Origin of the sequence: Enterobacter sp. kpr-6 (genome assembly GCF_900116015.1) — a bacterium.
GTDB lineage: Bacteria > Pseudomonadota > Gammaproteobacteria > Enterobacterales > Enterobacteriaceae > Enterobacter_D.
This window is the reverse complement of the sequence record NZ_FOYH01000001.1, coordinates 617769-633039: the sequence shown is the minus strand read 5'-3', so window position 1 is coordinate 633039 and position 15271 is coordinate 617769. Positions and strand designations below refer to the sequence as shown.

Below are 15271 nucleotides of genomic sequence, written 5' to 3'. Positions count from 1 at the left end.
TCCTTTACCTGAGTCTTACTTTTCGCGGATGGCCTGCGGGTTAAGCGCCAGGCCTTCATAGTGTGAAATCCACGATGAATAGCGCTCCGGCGCGGCCCACACACGGTAGTGCAGGCGGGCCAGCGTGACCGGATCGCTTAACAGCACCAAACGTCGGTCACGATTAAGTTTATCCGGCGTTTCATTTAACGCCTGCTCAACGTGACGGTCGCGGGCGATTTCCAGCACGTGGCTTGCACGGTGACGTGCAGTTGCCATGGCGGTTGCCAGGGCATTAAACGACGGATGGAACACCGCATGCATAAAGCCATCGTCCAGCGCGCGTGCGCGGTTCTGCGTCAGATACTTATCGGTATCCACCAGCACCTGCGGCGGAGAGTACTCTTCCGGGATCAGGAACAGCTTCCAGCGCTTGGTGCGCAGCCCGACCGTCGAACGGCTGGAAATCACCGACACAAACGGCGACAGGATCAGCGAGAAGACGATAGGTGCCAGCCAGAACAGGAAGCGCAGATCCAGCCACGCCATACCCGCCGCCCAGACCAGACCCAGCAGCAACTGAGAGCCATGGCGCTTAAAGGCTTCACCCCACGGCGTGGAGTCATCGTCACGCTGCGGCGAGTTCCAGACCACTTCCCAGCCGAGGAACGCGCTGACCACAAATACGGTGTGGAACAGCATACGCACCGGGGCCAGCAGGACGGAGAACAGCACTTCTAACAGCAGTGACACAGTCACGCGGAAAAAGCCGCCGTACTCTTTGGAGCCTTTGCACCAGATCAGAATGATACTGAGCAATTTCGGCAGGAACAGCAGCACCATCGTTGAGGCAAACAGCGCAATCGCCAGTTCAGGACGCCACTGCGGCCACACCGGGAACAACTGGCGCGGTTGCAGGAAGTACTGCGGTTCCGTCAGGGCATGCACCACCTGCAAGGCGGTGGAGAGTGCCAGGAACATGAACCACAGCGGCGCGGAAAGATAGGACATTACGCCCGTCAGGAACACCGCGCGGTGTACCGGGTGCATCCCTTTCACCAGGAACAGACGGAAGTTCATCAGGTTACCGTGGCACCAGCGACGGTCGCGTTTCAGTTCATCCAGCAGGTTTGGCGGCAGCTCTTCATAAGAACCCGGCAGATCGTAGGCAATCCACACGCCCCAACCCGCACGACGCATCAGCGCAGCTTCAACGAAGTCATGGGACAGAATGGAACCGGCAAAAGAACCTTCGCCCGGCAGCGGCGCAAGCGCACAGTGCTCGATAAAAGGCTTCACGCGAATGATGGCGTTGTGGCCCCAGTAGTGCGATTCACCCAGTTGCCAGAAGTGCAGACCGGCCGTAAACAGCGGCCCATAGACGCGGGTGGCGAACTGCTGGCAGCGCGCATACAGCGTGTCCATCCCGGACGCTTTCGGCGAGGACTGAATGATCCCGGCGTTTGGATTTGCTTCCATCAGGCGCACCAGCCCGGAGAGACAGTCGCCCGTCATGACCGAGTCAGCATCCAGCACCACCATGTAGCTGTACTGGTTACCCCAGCGACGGCAGAAGTCATCGATGTTACCGCTTTTACGCTTCACGCGACGGCGGCGGCGACGATAGAAGATCTGCCCTTCGCCCTGCACTTCAGCGATAAGCTCCATCCACGCTTTCTGCTCAGCAACACAGATATCCGGGTTGTAGCTGTCGCTTAAGATATAAACGTCAAAATGCGCGGCGTTGCCCGTGGCTTTGACCGATTCCCAGGTGGCGCGCAGCCCGGCGAAGACGCGATCCACGTCTTCATTACAGATAGGCATAATCAGCGCGGTACGGTGCTCGGGATTAAGTGGTTCATCCCCGACCGTGGAGTGCGAAATGCTGTATCTGTCTTTACCGATAAGCAGTTGTAAAAAGCCCATCAGCGCCGTCCAGAAACCGGCTGACACCCAGCAGAACAGAACGGCAAAGAGGATCAGGATCCCCGTTTGCAGGATGTAAGGCAGCAACTGCATAAACGACACCAGCAGATCCTGCCCGACCATGTCTGTCGGGTTGATCAGCGCCCACCCCTGATAGGGCAGGATGGTTTTCATATACCAGGTGGCAACCACGGTTTGCGAGAGCGTCAACAGCAACAGGATATAACGACGGATGGTGCCCATCGTACGCCACTGTTTTTCGCTCTCCTGCTGTTCTTTGGTCAGACGGGCCAGATAGCGCGGCGGCACATCGCGACCGCGCAGCCGATCCCAGAAGCGTCCAATCGGGTTGGTGCGCCACTGCTCAGGGAACATCGAAGAACGCGTGGCTTTCGGCATCGCCTCAAGCTGGGTACGTCCTTCGTCGTCCTTGATCAACTGGCCTTCTTTGAGGGAGTGCGGCCAGGCCTGTTCAAGACGTGCCTGCACAGACCCCAACGGGCTGTCATCATCTCGCGCATAGTGATGATGCTCTGCATCCAGCGCTTCATGCACCGCACGCAGATCCGTGTCGGGCAAGCGCGCTTTATCAGCAGCCGAAATCGGCAGCGCGTCGATATATTCAGTAGTCTTATTCATTGGCAGGTAACTGGTAGCTCCAGGTTTCACTCAGCGGCTGATCGCCATTGGTCAGCGCCGCACGCATGTCGGTGGTGGCCTTCGGATCTTTCACTTTTACGCGCAGCGTTAAGCGCCATCCCTGGGTGACCGGGTTATAACGCACCGCGCTGTCAACGATCTCACCGTTGTCACCAATGCTGGTCTGCGCAGCAACCGGTGTTTCCGGCGGCAGCTTTTTCATATCCTGACCGACAAAATCCACCACAAAGGCGATAGTGCCATCCGGCTGACGAATAAGATTGGACTGTTTCACATCACCGGTTGAGCGACGAGTTTGCAGCGCCCATGCGCTATCCGGCGCATGCAGTTTGTCTTCATCGCGGCTGAACGTGATGCTGTATTTGAAGTTCATCTCTTTCCCGGCTTCCGGCAGTTGATCCGGTGTCCAGTAAGCGACGATGTTATCGTTGGTTTCATCGTTGGTCGGAATTTCAACCAGTTCGATTTTGCCTTTGCCCCAGTCGCCTTGCGGAGTGATCCAGGCGCTTGGGCGCAGATCGTAGCGGTCATCCAGATCTTCAAAGCGCGAGAACTGGCGGCCACGCTGCAACAGGCCAAACCCCTGCGGGTTTTCCATGGCGTAGCTGCTAACGGCAAGGTGTTTCGGGTTGTTAAGCGGACGCCAGATCCACTCACCGTTACCAGCATGGATCGACAGACCGTTGGAGTCATGCAGCTCCGGGCGGAAGTTGGTGGTAGGCGACGGCTGGCCTGGACCAAACAGGAACATACTGGTCAGCGGGGCCACGCCCAGTTTACCCACTTTGTCACGCAGATAGACTTTAGACTGCACGTCCACCACGGTGTCGCGACCCGGAATGATCACAAAACGGTAAGCGCCGGTTGCACGTGGGGAATCCAGCAGCGCATAGATGGTCAGGCGTTTATCGGTCGGTTTTGGACGCTCGATCCAGAACTCACGAAAACGCGGGAACTCTTCACCTGATGGCAAGGCGGTGTCGATAGCCAGACCGCGTGCTGAAAGTCCGTAAACCTGCCCGGCACCAATCACACGAAAGTAGCTGGCACCCAGCATGCTGACGATTTCGTCATTTTTATCTTTATTATTGATGGGGTAGAGCACCTTGAATCCGGCGAAACCGAGGTCTTTAACCGTTTCTTTATCGTGCTGCACATTACCGAAATTGAAGTAATCCGGATTGTATTTGATTTTACGTACGGCCGTCGCGGTCACTTCATTGACGGTGACAGGCATATCGAAGTACATGCCCTGATGGTAGAACTCAAGCTTAAATGGGGTTTTAATATTGTTCCAGTAGGCTTTCTCGTGATTGAACTGGATCTGCTGATAGTCCGCATACTTCATTTCGCGGAAAACAGAAGGCAGGTTGCTTTTAGGGGCTTCATAGCCTTTTCCGGCTAATGACTGTGCCTGTTTTGCTACGTCATCGAGGGTAAATGCCCAACCCGATGAGGTATACAGGGATAACAGTACCGCTGCGCCCAACCAACGCATTTTCATCACTTGTATATTATGTTTCATATAACTAAGCACTTCCCCCTTTGTGTGCTTAAATCGATCCGATCCATTTTAATGGAAACTCTGGCAATCCGACAACTTAATCCCCGCTTTGTTCGCGCGCTGGCTCAGTGTGTAAGCAAATGAAAGTCATCCTGTTCTCAAAACCTCGTTTATCCTAAAGACAGATCCGTTGACTTCGTGTAGGGTTGGCCCCGAATGTAACCATTATTTGGCTCATGGATTAAGGCGATAAGTCTGATAATGTATGGAGTTATATGAGTAAAGTTCCTGCACAACGTGAATATTTTCTGGATTCGATTCGCGCGTGGTTAATGCTGTTAGGTATCCCTTTTCACATTTCCCTCATCTACTCCAGCCATATCTGGCACGTCAATAGCGCGACGCCCTCCTGGGGCCTCACCCTGTTTAACGATTTCATCCACTCTTTTCGGATGCAGGTCTTTTTTGTAATTTCCGGCTATTTTTCCTACATGCTGTTTTTACGCTACCCGGTAAAACGCTGGTGGAAAGTGCGCGTTGAGCGAGTGGGCATACCGATGTTAACGGCGATCCCGCTGTTGACGCTGCCACAATTCATGATGCTGCAATACGTCAAAGGCAAGGCCGATAGCTGGCACACTCTTTCTTTGTACGACAAGTATAACACCCTTGTGTGGGAGTTGATTTCTCACCTGTGGTTCCTGCTGGTGCTGGTCGTTCTGACGACGCTCGGCATGGGGATTTTTCGCCTGCTAAAAGACTGCACCTGGACGCAGCGTCTGTTTGGCCATGTCACCATGGGTAAACTGACCGTGCTGTTTTTGCTGCTGGGCATTGCCTACGCCGCGATCCGCCGGACGTTATTCATCGTCTGGCCGCCGATCCTGAGCGACGGTCTGTTCAACTTCACCGTGATGCAGACGCTGTTTTATATCCCGTTTTTCATGCTTGGCGCACTGGCGTTTATCAGCGCACGGCTTAAAGCGCTGTTCACCACCCCCTCCCCTGCCTGTATCGTCGGCTCTGCGGTGGCGTTTTGCGCCTACCTGCTCAATCAACGCTATGGCAGCGGGGATGTATGGATGTATGAAACCGAAAGCGTAATTACGATGGTACTGGGATTGTGGATGGTGAATGTGGTGTTTTCACTCGGTCATCGCCTGCTGAATTTCCAGTCCGCACGGGTGACCTATTTCGTTAATGCCTCACTGTTTATTTATCTGGTGCACCACCCGCTGACGCTGTTTTTTGGCGCGTGGGTCACGCCGCACATTCATTCCAATCTGCTGGGTTTTATTTCCGGGCTGGTGTTTGTGATTGGCAGCGCGATTATTCTCTACGAAGTGCATTTGCGAGTTCCGCTGTTACGATTTTTGTTCTCCGGCAAGCCGCAACAGCAGCCGGTAAAAAGTCAGGCGTAGTATCGGGAGCTGCTCTGCCGGTCAGAGCAGCCATTCAATCGGCAACCGCGACGCCAGACGGACCAGCATCCGCTCCCAGAATCGGGTTTTCGGCTCCTTTTTCCAGATAATCTCCTGCCCGTCGTTTTGCTCAATCCAGTTAATGCGTCCCCAGCGATCGAGGCGTAATTCCCACGCCACATCGCGCTGGCTTTGCAAAAAGCGTTTATGGATAAGCTGCGCCAGCGGTTCGCTGTCGATCACAAAGCCCATTTCCGTATTCAACATTGCCGAGCGGGGATCGAAATTAAAGGAACCAATAAAAACTTTCTTGCCATCGATACTGAACGTTTTGGCATGCAGACTGGAACCGGAGTTCCCGGTTAACCCGCGGTCATGCGGCTGGCGGCGGTTTTCCTGGGTGGGTTTGAGTTCATACAGTTCAATTCCGTGTCGCAACAGCTTCTTGCGCCAGCGGGCATACCCTGCATGGACGGCGGCCACGTCATTTGCGGCCAGTGAATTGGTGAGGATGGCGATTTTTACCCCCTTGCGCACCAGTTGCAGAAGCTGCGCCACTCCAGCCCGCGTCGGTACAAAATAGGAGGCGATGATATCAATCTGCTGTTCCGGCATACCCATGACATTGACGATGCGCTGCGGCAACAGCGTATGGGGACGCGCTTTCCCCTGCCCTTTACGCGGATCGTCACTCAATAGTCGCGTTTTTGCCCACAGTAACGGCAGCGTACCGGCTTCAAGGTGCGTGGCAAAACGGGTAGATTCCAGCTTGTTCAGGTAACGCTGTGCGGTGGTATCGTTGTACCAGGATTCAGGAATGCGAATATGCTGAACAATATCCTGCTCGGGAATATCCAGCACTTTTTGCAGTGTCGCCACCGACTTACACGACCAGTAGCGCTCAAAATCTTCTGCCACATCTTTGACCACCGGGCCTATCGCCAGCACATCCAGGTCGGAAAATAACGGCTGCTTACCGGCACCGAAGTAGGCGTCACCCACGTTTCTGCCGCCGATGAGTGTCACCTCGCCGTCAATCGTGAAGCTTTTATTATGCATACGGCGATTCAGGCGCGCGAAATCGGTCAGATAACCCAGTGCGCGGATCGTTCGAAAGGAAAAGGGATTAAACAACCGGACTTCAATATTGGGATGCGCATCGAGCATACGCAACGTGTCGTCGAGGCCTACCGTGTTGTTATCGTCCAGTAGCATCCGGACCTGAACGCCACGGGTTGCCGCATCCAGAATAACGGATAGCAACAGCCGCCCGGACATGTCGTTTTCCCAGATGTAGTACTGAATATCGAGCGTACGCTCGGCCATCTCAGCCAGCCGGTAACGCGCGGCAAATGCATCCAGACTGTCATCCAGGGCGAGAATGCCACATTCATCAGGATGCGCGGCGCGAACCGGCGTGATAGCTCGGCCCAGGCGCGTATCATGCGCCAGGCTCATCTCCCTGCTGGGTAAGGAGGCGCTGGTAAAGGCTTGCATTTTCATTGTCATAACAGACAAAGTATACCTGCCCAAACGAAGGGTGCCGGGTTAGATATTCCGAAACTGTCTTCACGGCGATTTCTGCCGCTGCCGCTTTCGGATAACCGTACACACCGGTGCTGATTGCCGGGAATGCCACAGAGCGATAACCGTTAGCCTCCACCAGCTTCAGGCTGTTGAGATATGCGTCTTCTAATATCCGGGCTTCATTATGCTCGCCGCCGTGCCAGACGGGGCCGACGGTATGAATGACGGCTTTAGCGGGCAGCTCACCGGCAAGCGTGATCACCGCATGACCTGGCGAACATTCCCCCATTTGCTGACGCACAACTTTACAGGCTTCCAGCAGAGCCGGGCCTGCCGCACGGTGGATCGCCCCGTCCACGCCGCCGCCCCCCATTAACGATGGGTTTGCCGCATTAACGATGACATCCACCGCCTGCGTGGTTATATCACCCTGAATCACTGCTATACGCGAATGCATACACGCCTCCATCAATCATTTCTTAAGGCTAAGTGTACAGCAGTGGGAAAACGTCAGTAACGGCTTATTGCACAGCGATTACATTTCCTGTTCCGGCGACCATTGCCGGGATAAATGCAAACTGTTGCCGTCAGAGACGGTAACGGTGATCTTCACCGTATCCTGCGGGGAAATATTCATACTCATGCGGGACAAGGGGGTTAACTGGTTCGCATTAAAATTGAGGGTGTTGCGCTGCTGAGTGGTGCTTTGCCCGCTTTCGCCGCTGCGTACTGCGCTGATTTGTACCTGACATACGCAGGCCTGAGTGAGGACGATTTGCGGAGTAATGATGTACATTTCTCCCTGTCGTTGGGTATCAAAGGTGATTTGACTGGACAGGGCTGCCAGCAACAATAAAGGATGCATGGTCGTCTCCAGATAAAAAAACAGGGCCGAAGCCCTGTTTTTAGCAATACGGAAGATTAGTACTGGTTAGCTGTTGCGTTGTTGCCAAAACCAACCTGGCGAACTTCAACATAAGACTGAGAAGCAGTCTGGTTAACCAGAGCACCGTTTGCTACACCGTACTGGCTGACGCTGATGTCAGAGTTACGGCTGTTCCACTGGTCGATGGTGGCGTTGTTACGGCTACCGGTCTGAGACAGAGAAATGGTGCTGTCATCAGAGCCCTGACCCACATCGGCGGCGTTACCCTGGCCATGTTGAGTCACTTCCAGGCTGGAATCACGGGCGTCAGTTTGCAGCGCCAGTGCGGAGTTAGAGCTACCGTACTGGTAAATACTCAGTTCTGAGTTCGGGCCATTGTAGCCGCCATTGCCTGGACCACCGTGTCCGTACTGCGGAATGCTACCTGCGAAAGCGCTGGTGGAAACAACAACTGCTGCCAAAACTGCCACTTTGATAAATTTCATGGTAAACCCCCATCGGATTGATATGTAAGCGTCGAACAGGTATTAGCGTTGAATAACGCGAACTGCCATATTCGACTGCCTTTGCACTACAACTGCCGTTTTTTGTGTACCATATTGCGTAATATTCGCTTTATTACCCGAGCCTTTCTGGATAATCATCGCGGTATTACCATAAGCACCTTGCGTAATATTCGCATCGTTGGAGTTACCCCCCTGATCGATATAAGCAATGTTGAAACTGCCAGACTGCTGAACATTTGCCCGGTTATTTGCACCTTCCTGTGAAATAACCGACAATAACTTCGATCCTTCCTGGTGAAGCTGAGCGCTATTACTGTTACCTTGTTGACCGATAATAGCCGCCTTATTATAGGAAGCATTACTCAGCTCATTCACTGCAAAGTTATATTCCGATGATGCCAGATCATAACCCGCTGCGAAGGTAATTCCAGGCGCACCCAGCATCGTTAACACCATAAATAACGCTCTGTTTTTCATGTTGTCACCGGGACCTGGTTAACGGTTAATATCGCTTATTTACTGGCGTTAACTTATTTCAATATTTGTTAACGCCTCGTTACGTTAGACAGTATGTCCCTGGACACTTCCTAAATATCTCACCCGCCATTCGTATTTTTATATTTATGCTCACCCCAAAGTATGAGTTAAAAGAAAAGCGGGTTTATTTCTGTGTTTTCTCTTTAAGGCGCGCGTAAAAAATAAGGCCATTATAATTGTGCGTACTGAGTTATACCCCCGCCCCTACCCCGTGACGGCTCCTGACAGCAATTTTCATATCATTTGATCATCGTCGTCATTTCTTTCGATGTTAACAATCCTGCTGGAGTACCAGAGATGTATCATTCTTTTTCAGTAAGAATATATCCTTAGTTGGACACTATAATTTACTTAAAAAACATGATGTTATATTAAAAAATCACATTTTTAAATTTGATACAAGCGTATTACTTTGTACAACTTAACCATTAAAAAAGAGGCGTCAAAAACCGCCATTTACACAAATTAATATCTAATTTTACATCTTGTTACATGTTTAACACTTGCTTTAAGGTTGGTTATGACTAGATTGAAATCAGCAGTATGTTTTTATTTTGTTAATTTAGCCCATATGCGGGCTCCTTATTTTTACTACACACAGCAGTGCCACATCTGACAGTACTTCTGGTTTCCTCGTTAGCGCGAGGGATAACTGCAGGTGTACCTAACAGCGGGGTTTCATCATGTTAAATGAAGTCCATAGTTTGCATGGTCAATCTATCTTGTTGATCACTAAACCATCTCTTCAAGCGACAGCATTGTTACAGCATTTAAAAAATTCTCTGGTCATTACAGGGAAACTCCATAATATTCAACGATCTCTTGAGGATATTCCCTCAGGCAGTGTGATCTTATTTGATATGATGGAGGCGGATAAGAAACTTATCAGTTACTGGCAGGAAAATTTAAGCCGCAGAAACAACAGCATAAAATTGCTGTTACTCAATACTCCCGACGAATATCCCTTCCGCGACATCGAAAACTGGCCACATATCAATGGTGTATTTTATGTGACAGAAGACGAATCCCGCGTAGTCGACGGCCTGCAAAGTGTGCAACGTGGTGAATGCTACTTTTCGCAAAAGCTGGCCAGCTATCTGATTACCCACTCGGGTAATTACCGTTACAACAGCGCCGAATCTGCCCTGCTCACTCACCGTGAAAAGGAGATTTTGAATAAGCTGCGTATCGGGGCATCAAATATCGAGATCGCCCGATCTCTCTTCATCAGCGAAAATACGGTTAAAACGCATCTTTATAATCTTTTCAAGAAGATAGCGGTAAAAAATCGTACGCAGGCGGTTTCCTGGGCAAACGACAACCTCAGGCGATAGCATTATGAAACCTTACATAGCCTGGCTTGTAGCCGCAGAACTCATGCTGGCTACGGGGGATTTGCACGCTGTTGAAGTGGAAGTGCCGGGATTACTGACTGACCATACTGTCTCTTCCGTTGGACATGATTTTTATCGTGCATTTAGCGATAAATGGGAAAGCAGTTATACCGGCAACTTAACGATTAATGAACGCCCCAGTGCGCGCTGGGGTAGCTGGATCACCATTACGGTTAATCAGGATCTGGTTTATCAGACCTTTTTATTTCCGACCAAACGCGATTTCGATAACAACGTGAATATCGCAATAGCGCAAACCGAAGAAGCATTAAACCGGCGGCAAATCGATCAGGTATTACTCAGTACCGGCGATCTGGCGCAAGACGAATTCTAAATTTTACCTTTTTATCCGGAGGCTGTTATGCGTATCGCCTATGCCGTAGTCACGCTTATGCTTGTCTCGCCCCTGACCTGGGCTGGAAATATGACGTTCCAGTTCCGAAATCCTAATTTCGGTGGCAACCCAAATAACGGTGCGTTTTTACTAAATAGTGCGCAGGCACAAAACTCCTATACCGATCCTAAATACAAGGATGATTTTGGCATTGAGACGCCATCAGCCCTGGACAACTTTACTCAGGCTATTCAGTCGCAAATATTAGGTGGCTTACTCACCAATATTAATACCGGCAAGCCTGGCCGCATGGTGACGACGGATTATATCGTCGATATCGCCAACAAAGACGGGCAATTACAACTCAATGTTACCGACAGAAAGACCGGTAAAACATCAACTATTCAGGTCTCTGGTTTGCAGAGCAATTCTACCGACTTTTAAGTTATTACTACTACACACAGGATAATTATCATGCGGCGCTTACTTATTTTACTGGCGGTGTGTTTACTCAGCGGATGCTTAACGGCTCCGCCGAAGCAGGCAGCCAAACCGACCCTGATGCCAAGGGCGCAAAGCTTTCGCGATTTGACGCACCTGCCGATGCCAGCGGGTAAAGTCTTTGTTTCGGTCTATAACATTCAGGATGAAACCGGGCAGTTTAAGGCGTATCCGGCAAGTAACTTCTCAACCGCGGTGCCGCAAAGTGCGACAGCCATGCTGGTTACCGCGCTGAAAGACTCCCGCTGGTTTGTACCGCTTGAGCGCCAGGGCCTGCAAAACCTGTTGAATGAACGTAAGATCATTCGTGCGGCGCAGGAAAACGGCACCGTCGCCGTCAATAACCGCTTCCCGCTACAGTCTCTGACTGCCGCAAACGTGATGATTGAAGGCTCGATTATTGGCTATGAGAGCAACGTAAAATCCGGCGGCGTGGGTGCGCGGTACTTCGGTATCGGCGGTGATACGCAGTATCAGCTCGATCAGGTGGCGGTAAACCTGCGTGTGGTTAACGTCAGCACCGGCGAGATCCTCTCCTCCGTTAACACCAGCAAAACCATTCTGTCTTATGAAGTGCAGGCGGGTGTCTTCCGCTTCATTGATTATCAGCGTCTGCTGGAAGGTGAGATTGGCTATACCGCCAACGAACCGGTGATGCTGTGTCTGATGTCAGCCATTGAAACCGGCGTCATCTTCCTGATCAATGATGGCATCGATCGCGGGCTGTGGGATTTGCAGAGTAAAGAAGAAAGTAAGAACCCGATCCTGGTGAAATATCGCCAGATGGCGACGCCGCCCGAGTCCTGATAATAATAATAACGTGCGCAGGCGTGACGATTTTCGTCACGCCTTTTTTATTCGGTCAGCGCAAGGTTTTTGCCCGCTTTTTCCCGTCGTGCTGCCAGCCACAGGCCGCTGTTTTTCATCGCAAAGCCAAAGATCAGCCCAACGATTAACGACGGTACAACCAGTCGCCAGTCGCCCTGCCCGGCAAACGTCGCACAGGCCCCAATAAAGGTGCCCGGCACGAATGAGAGCAACAGGCTTTTTGCCTGCATGCACATGAGAAAAGCCACCACGCCAGTAATGGCATAACTGGCGATCTCCAGATGGGGCATCAGCGCGCTGCTATGAATAATTAACTGTGCCCAGGCGACGCCGCTTAACAGGGTACAAAATGAGATGAGAAGCCCTTTCATTCCCCCTTGCGGACAGGCGAAATAGGCCGTACAACCGAGAAAACCGGCCCAGCTCAGTAAACCTAAGGAAACGGCAACCCATCCCCAGATTCCGGAGAGAATGCCCGTCGTGAGTGCGATAGAAAAGAGTATGTTCATGGCGCGCATGTTAGCAGATGCGCGCCATTTTTATGCGATCTCCCGCACGTAATTTGCAATGCGGTTGATGTCGTTACATTTATATAGTGACGTGAATCACATTATTTTGCGGATTCTTCCTGCAATTCATCCCACATCGCTGAAAGCGCATCGCGGGTGAGCGGTGCCAGCGTGCGCCAGAATGGAGAAGTGGCATGGGCTTCGACTTTGCCCAGGAAGGTGCCACACCATGGCAACAGGTAATCCGCAAACAGTTCTTCCAGCGCTTCGCTCTCACCCTCGCCCGCATGATCTTCCAGCCATGAAGCGGCGAGCAGCAGCGTACCAAAATGATCGGCTGGCGCATCCGTCAGCGGCATCCCGCGTGTGCTTAAAAAGTTACGCGTTTCACCATCAGTCGCACCCTCAACCCAGGCGCTGCGGAATGGAGGCACGCTGGCGTTATCGCCAACAAACAGCGCGTCGTAATCCGCGGTCAGCGCGGGCATATCGACGCTTTTTTGCAAACGTGCCAGCAACTCGTCCTGCTCCAGCGGCCAGTTTTGTGCCAGCCTGCCTTCGCGGATCAGCGTGTAGAGCGGCTCCAGAACCGGGTCCTGCGGCTGACGGTAAAAAAGCGAGCCGAGCACGCGGCAAAGGATTGAAAACTCATTCATTGATTTATTCCATTACTCATTAAAGTTCAGCAAATTCAGCAATTGGCGGCATCCCGCGCGATTCCAGGAAATCCAGCAGGCGACGTGGCGACACATTCAGGATGCGCTCTTCCGGGAAGTTTACGTCATCCAGCACCTTACGGCATTCGGTAAAATCGCCCAGTGAAAAGGCGGTATGCGAATCCGAGCCCAGCGCGACCCATCCCCCGGCATCGCGCACGGCGGCGGCAATCGCCCGGCAGTTCGCCCCGCTGCCCTTACGCGAATGAATAAAGGACGAGTTATTGATTTCCAGCGCCACCTGATATTTTGCAGCGGCTTCAGCAATTGCCTGAATATCAACGGGATATTTTGGATTTCCGGGGTGGCTGATGATGTGTACATTCCCGCTCGCCATCGTAGCGATCATCGCCTGGGTATGGGTCTGTTGATCCTGCGGAGCAAACACAGGCTCATGGAAACCGGCAATAATCAGATCCAGTGAGTCCAGCATCGGGCCGGTACAGTCGATTTCACCGTCGGTATTCTTAATATTGGCTTCGATACCGCGCAAAATGCCGACGCCATCCACCAGACGCGGCCAGATGCGCATGTTGATAAAATGCCAGTGGTGCGGCGCATCGGCCATATCCGGCCCGTGATCGGTGATCGCGAAGAGCTTCAGCCCTTTCGCTTTGGCGATAGCAATGTAATCGTGCAATGTGCTGTAAGCGTGGGTACTGGCGACGGTATGCATGTGCAGGTCAACGGGATACATAATTCTCTCCTGTATTGTTTCCGCAAGGATACCACTTTTTTATGACAAACCCGGCGTGCGCCGGGTGAAATCAGTAACCCCGCGTGCGATCGACCTGTCCGGTAACCGGCTTGCCCTCTTCCAGTTGCGAGATGGTCCACGCAATATAGGTGATCGCTTCCAGTGGCCGGGTGACGGCGGCAACATGTGGCGTCATCGCCACGCGCGGATGCGCCCACAGCGGGCTGGTGGCAGGAAGCGGCTCTTCACTGAACACATCCAGCATCGCCCCTTTGAGCTTGCCCTCATCAAGCGCCTTAAGCAGATCGTCTTCCACCACATGCACACCGCGAGCAAGGTTGATCAGATAGCTGTCGTCTGCCAGCTGGTTTAATAAAGAAAGATTGATAATGCCGACGGTTTCCGGGGTGTATGGCAGCAGATTAATCAGCACCCGCGTGCCCTGCAAAAACGCGCCCAGTTCTTCCTCTCCGGCAAAGCTCTTTACGCCGGGCCAGTTTTTGCGGCTACGACTCCAGCAACGCAGCGGGAATCCCCATTCCTGGAGACTTTCGGCAACTTTTGAACCTAAAACGCCTGCCCCCAGCATACCGATAGTAAAGTCTTCACGCTGATACTCATCGAGCGGCTGCCACGTCGCCTGCTGTTTTAATAAGGCGTAATCATCAAAACGACGGAACCAGTGCAGCACCTGGCTGACGGCATACTCCTGCATTTGCAACGCCATGCCCGTATCTTCGAGGCGAAACAGAGGAACAGACAGCGGCAGCATTTCCGGGTGGGCTTTCAGTTGACTTAAAATCGAATCCACGCCTGCGCCTAATGCGAAAACCGCTTTCAGCGAGCGGCCTTGCAGCATTTCGACTGGCGGGTGCCAGACCAGCGCATAATCAGCAGGGTCATTGTCACCGGCTTTCCATTCGCGGATGCGGGCGGCGGGCATCACCCTGCTCAGTTCGTCCAACCAGAATGCGGTATCAAACGACGGGTGATAGAAAATGATATCCATTTTAGCTCCCCTGGCATGACCAGTATGCGTAGTTTTTATTCATGAGATTTATCAGGTTAGCAGCATAGCAAATTTCCGGACCTGCGGGCGGCGAGTGTAATGATGATAAAAAAATCAATTCCAGAACGATTAAGAAGCAGGTTGCCTGAAGTTTGTCTAAACGCGCTAATTTATTGAAAAAGAAGATTGACGCTGGGTGAGGATTTCCCTACATTAGCGCCGTCCCGCACAACAACGGGAAGACAATATGGTGAGGTGTCCGAGTGGCTGAAGGAGCACGCCTGGAAAGTGTGTATACGGCAACGTATCGGGGGTTCGAATCCCCCCCTCACCGCCA

General features: G+C 52.2%; 16 protein-coding genes and 1 tRNA gene. 6 read left to right on the top strand and 11 right to left on the bottom strand.

Annotated elements, in window-relative coordinates:
* Positions 1-15 precede the first annotated feature (15 nt).
* Together mdoH and mdoG are read right to left on the bottom strand one after the other, a co-directional pair.
* The gene (gene mdoH, locus BM373_RS02910) at positions 16-2544 is read right to left on the bottom strand and encodes a glucans biosynthesis glucosyltransferase MdoH (RefSeq protein ID WP_090459230.1); all 2529 of its coding nucleotides are present in this window, start codon (positions 2542-2544) and stop codon (positions 16-18) included.
* A complete protein-coding gene (gene mdoG / locus BM373_RS02905) occupies positions 2537-4072 on the bottom strand; it encodes a glucans biosynthesis protein MdoG (RefSeq protein WP_143102620.1) in 1536 nt (511 codons plus the stop codon). Before mdoG ends, mdoH begins: the two co-directional genes overlap by 8 nt.
* A gap of 272 nt (positions 4073-4344) precedes the next feature.
* On the opposite strand from mdoG, the gene mdoC reads away from it, so the two are divergent.
* Positions 4345-5490, top strand: a complete 1146-nt coding sequence (gene mdoC, locus BM373_RS02900; RefSeq protein WP_090459225.1) for a glucans biosynthesis protein MdoC — start codon at positions 4345-4347, stop codon at positions 5488-5490.
* 21 nt (positions 5491-5511) lie between these two features.
* On the opposite strand, the gene BM373_RS02895 is transcribed toward mdoC, so the two are convergent.
* The 5 genes from BM373_RS02895 to csgB all read right to left on the bottom strand — a co-directional run bounded on the left by BM373_RS02895 (position 5512) and on the right by csgB (position 8886).
* Positions 5512-6987 (bottom strand): phospholipase D family protein, encoded by a 1476-nt coding sequence (locus BM373_RS02895; protein ID WP_256214559.1) that lies wholly within the window; start codon positions 6985-6987, stop codon positions 5512-5514.
* Positions 6932-7474 (bottom strand): O-acetyl-ADP-ribose deacetylase, encoded by a 543-nt coding sequence (gene ymdB, locus BM373_RS02890; RefSeq protein ID WP_090459221.1) that lies wholly within the window; start codon positions 7472-7474, stop codon positions 6932-6934. Before ymdB ends, BM373_RS02895 begins: the two co-directional genes overlap by 56 nt.
* A 78-nt stretch (positions 7475-7552) precedes the next feature.
* Entirely contained in the window at positions 7553-7882 is a 330-nt protein-coding gene (csgC, locus tag BM373_RS02885; RefSeq protein ID WP_143102613.1) for a curli assembly chaperone CsgC, read from the bottom strand.
* A gap of 56 nt (positions 7883-7938) precedes the next feature.
* Complete coding sequence (gene csgA, locus BM373_RS02880) at positions 7939-8388, bottom strand: curli major subunit CsgA (RefSeq protein ID WP_090459218.1); 450 nt, start codon at positions 8386-8388, stop codon at positions 7939-7941.
* 42 nt (positions 8389-8430) lie between these two features.
* Positions 8431-8886, bottom strand: coding sequence for a curli minor subunit CsgB (gene csgB, locus BM373_RS02875; protein WP_090459215.1), 456 nt, complete (start codon positions 8884-8886; stop codon positions 8431-8433).
* A 743-nt stretch (positions 8887-9629) separates the two neighbouring features.
* Between csgB and csgD the strand changes: the two genes are divergently transcribed.
* From csgD to csgG, 4 genes are read left to right on the top strand one after another with little or no spacing between them, the layout of a single operon-like run.
* Positions 9630-10280, top strand: a complete 651-nt coding sequence (gene csgD, locus BM373_RS02870) for a biofilm master transcriptional regulator CsgD (RefSeq protein ID WP_090459213.1) — start codon at positions 9630-9632, stop codon at positions 10278-10280.
* Between the two features lie 4 nt (positions 10281-10284).
* Positions 10285-10674 carry a curli production assembly/transport protein CsgE gene (csgE, locus tag BM373_RS02865; protein ID WP_090459210.1) on the top strand — a complete coding sequence of 130 codons (390 nt, stop codon included), beginning with the start codon at positions 10285-10287 and terminating at the stop codon, positions 10672-10674.
* Positions 10675-10701: 27 nt separating this feature from the next.
* Complete coding sequence (gene csgF, locus BM373_RS02860; protein WP_090459208.1) at positions 10702-11118, top strand: curli production assembly/transport protein CsgF; 417 nt, start codon at positions 10702-10704, stop codon at positions 11116-11118.
* Between the two features lie 30 nt (positions 11119-11148).
* Entirely contained in the window at positions 11149-11982 is an 834-nt protein-coding gene (gene csgG / locus BM373_RS02855) for a curli production assembly/transport protein CsgG (protein ID WP_090459205.1), read from the top strand.
* Positions 11983-12029: 47 nt separating this feature from the next.
* On the opposite strand, the gene BM373_RS02850 is transcribed toward csgG, so the two are convergent.
* The 4 genes from BM373_RS02850 to ghrA form a co-directional block, all read right to left on the bottom strand.
* Positions 12030-12512 carry a DUF1097 domain-containing protein gene (locus tag BM373_RS02850; protein ID WP_143102612.1) on the bottom strand — a complete coding sequence of 161 codons (483 nt, stop codon included), beginning with the start codon at positions 12510-12512 and terminating at the stop codon, positions 12030-12032.
* A gap of 101 nt (positions 12513-12613) precedes the next feature.
* Positions 12614-13168 (bottom strand): TorD/DmsD family molecular chaperone, encoded by a 555-nt coding sequence (locus BM373_RS02845; protein WP_090459201.1) that lies wholly within the window; start codon positions 13166-13168, stop codon positions 12614-12616.
* Positions 13169-13187: 19 nt separating this feature from the next.
* The gene (locus BM373_RS02840) at positions 13188-13925 is read right to left on the bottom strand and encodes a phosphatase (RefSeq protein ID WP_090459199.1); all 738 of its coding nucleotides are present in this window, start codon (positions 13923-13925) and stop codon (positions 13188-13190) included.
* A gap of 70 nt (positions 13926-13995) precedes the next feature.
* Complete coding sequence (ghrA, locus tag BM373_RS02835) at positions 13996-14934, bottom strand: glyoxylate/hydroxypyruvate reductase GhrA (protein WP_090459196.1); 939 nt, start codon at positions 14932-14934, stop codon at positions 13996-13998.
* Positions 14935-15183: 249 nt separating this feature from the next.
* On the opposite strand from ghrA, the gene BM373_RS21645 reads away from it, so the two are divergent.
* Positions 15184-15271, top strand: a tRNA-Ser gene (locus BM373_RS21645).

Excerpts from the sequence above, each read along its gene's own strand:
- mdoH (WP_090459230.1), bottom strand. The coding sequence starts at position 2,544 with ATGAATAAGACTACTGAATATATCGACGCGCTGCCGATTTCGGCTGCT.
- mdoC (WP_090459225.1), top strand. The coding sequence starts at position 4,345 with ATGAGTAAAGTTCCTGCACAACGTGAATATTTTCTGGATTCGATTCGC.
- BM373_RS02895 (WP_256214559.1), bottom strand. The coding sequence starts at position 6,987 with ATGCAAGCCTTTACCAGCGCCTCCTTACCCAGCAGGGAGATGAGCCTG.
- ymdB (WP_090459221.1), bottom strand. The coding sequence starts at position 7,474 with ATGCATTCGCGTATAGCAGTGATTCAGGGTGATATAACCACGCAGGCG.
- csgC (WP_143102613.1), bottom strand. The coding sequence starts at position 7,882 with ATGCATCCTTTATTGTTGCTGGCAGCCCTGTCCAGTCAAATCACCTTT.
- csgA (WP_090459218.1), bottom strand. The coding sequence starts at position 8,388 with ATGAAATTTATCAAAGTGGCAGTTTTGGCAGCAGTTGTTGTTTCCACC.
- csgB (WP_090459215.1), bottom strand. The coding sequence starts at position 8,886 with ATGAAAAACAGAGCGTTATTTATGGTGTTAACGATGCTGGGTGCGCCT.
- csgD (WP_090459213.1), top strand. The coding sequence starts at position 9,630 with ATGTTAAATGAAGTCCATAGTTTGCATGGTCAATCTATCTTGTTGATC.
- csgE (WP_090459210.1), top strand. The coding sequence starts at position 10,285 with ATGAAACCTTACATAGCCTGGCTTGTAGCCGCAGAACTCATGCTGGCT.
- csgF (WP_090459208.1), top strand. The coding sequence starts at position 10,702 with ATGCGTATCGCCTATGCCGTAGTCACGCTTATGCTTGTCTCGCCCCTG.
- csgG (WP_090459205.1), top strand. The coding sequence starts at position 11,149 with ATGCGGCGCTTACTTATTTTACTGGCGGTGTGTTTACTCAGCGGATGC.
- BM373_RS02850 (WP_143102612.1), bottom strand. The coding sequence starts at position 12,512 with ATGAACATACTCTTTTCTATCGCACTCACGACGGGCATTCTCTCCGGA.
- BM373_RS02845 (WP_090459201.1), bottom strand. The coding sequence starts at position 13,168 with ATGAATGAGTTTTCAATCCTTTGCCGCGTGCTCGGCTCGCTTTTTTAC.
- BM373_RS02840 (WP_090459199.1), bottom strand. The coding sequence starts at position 13,925 with ATGTATCCCGTTGACCTGCACATGCATACCGTCGCCAGTACCCACGCT.
- ghrA (WP_090459196.1), bottom strand. The coding sequence starts at position 14,934 with ATGGATATCATTTTCTATCACCCGTCGTTTGATACCGCATTCTGGTTG.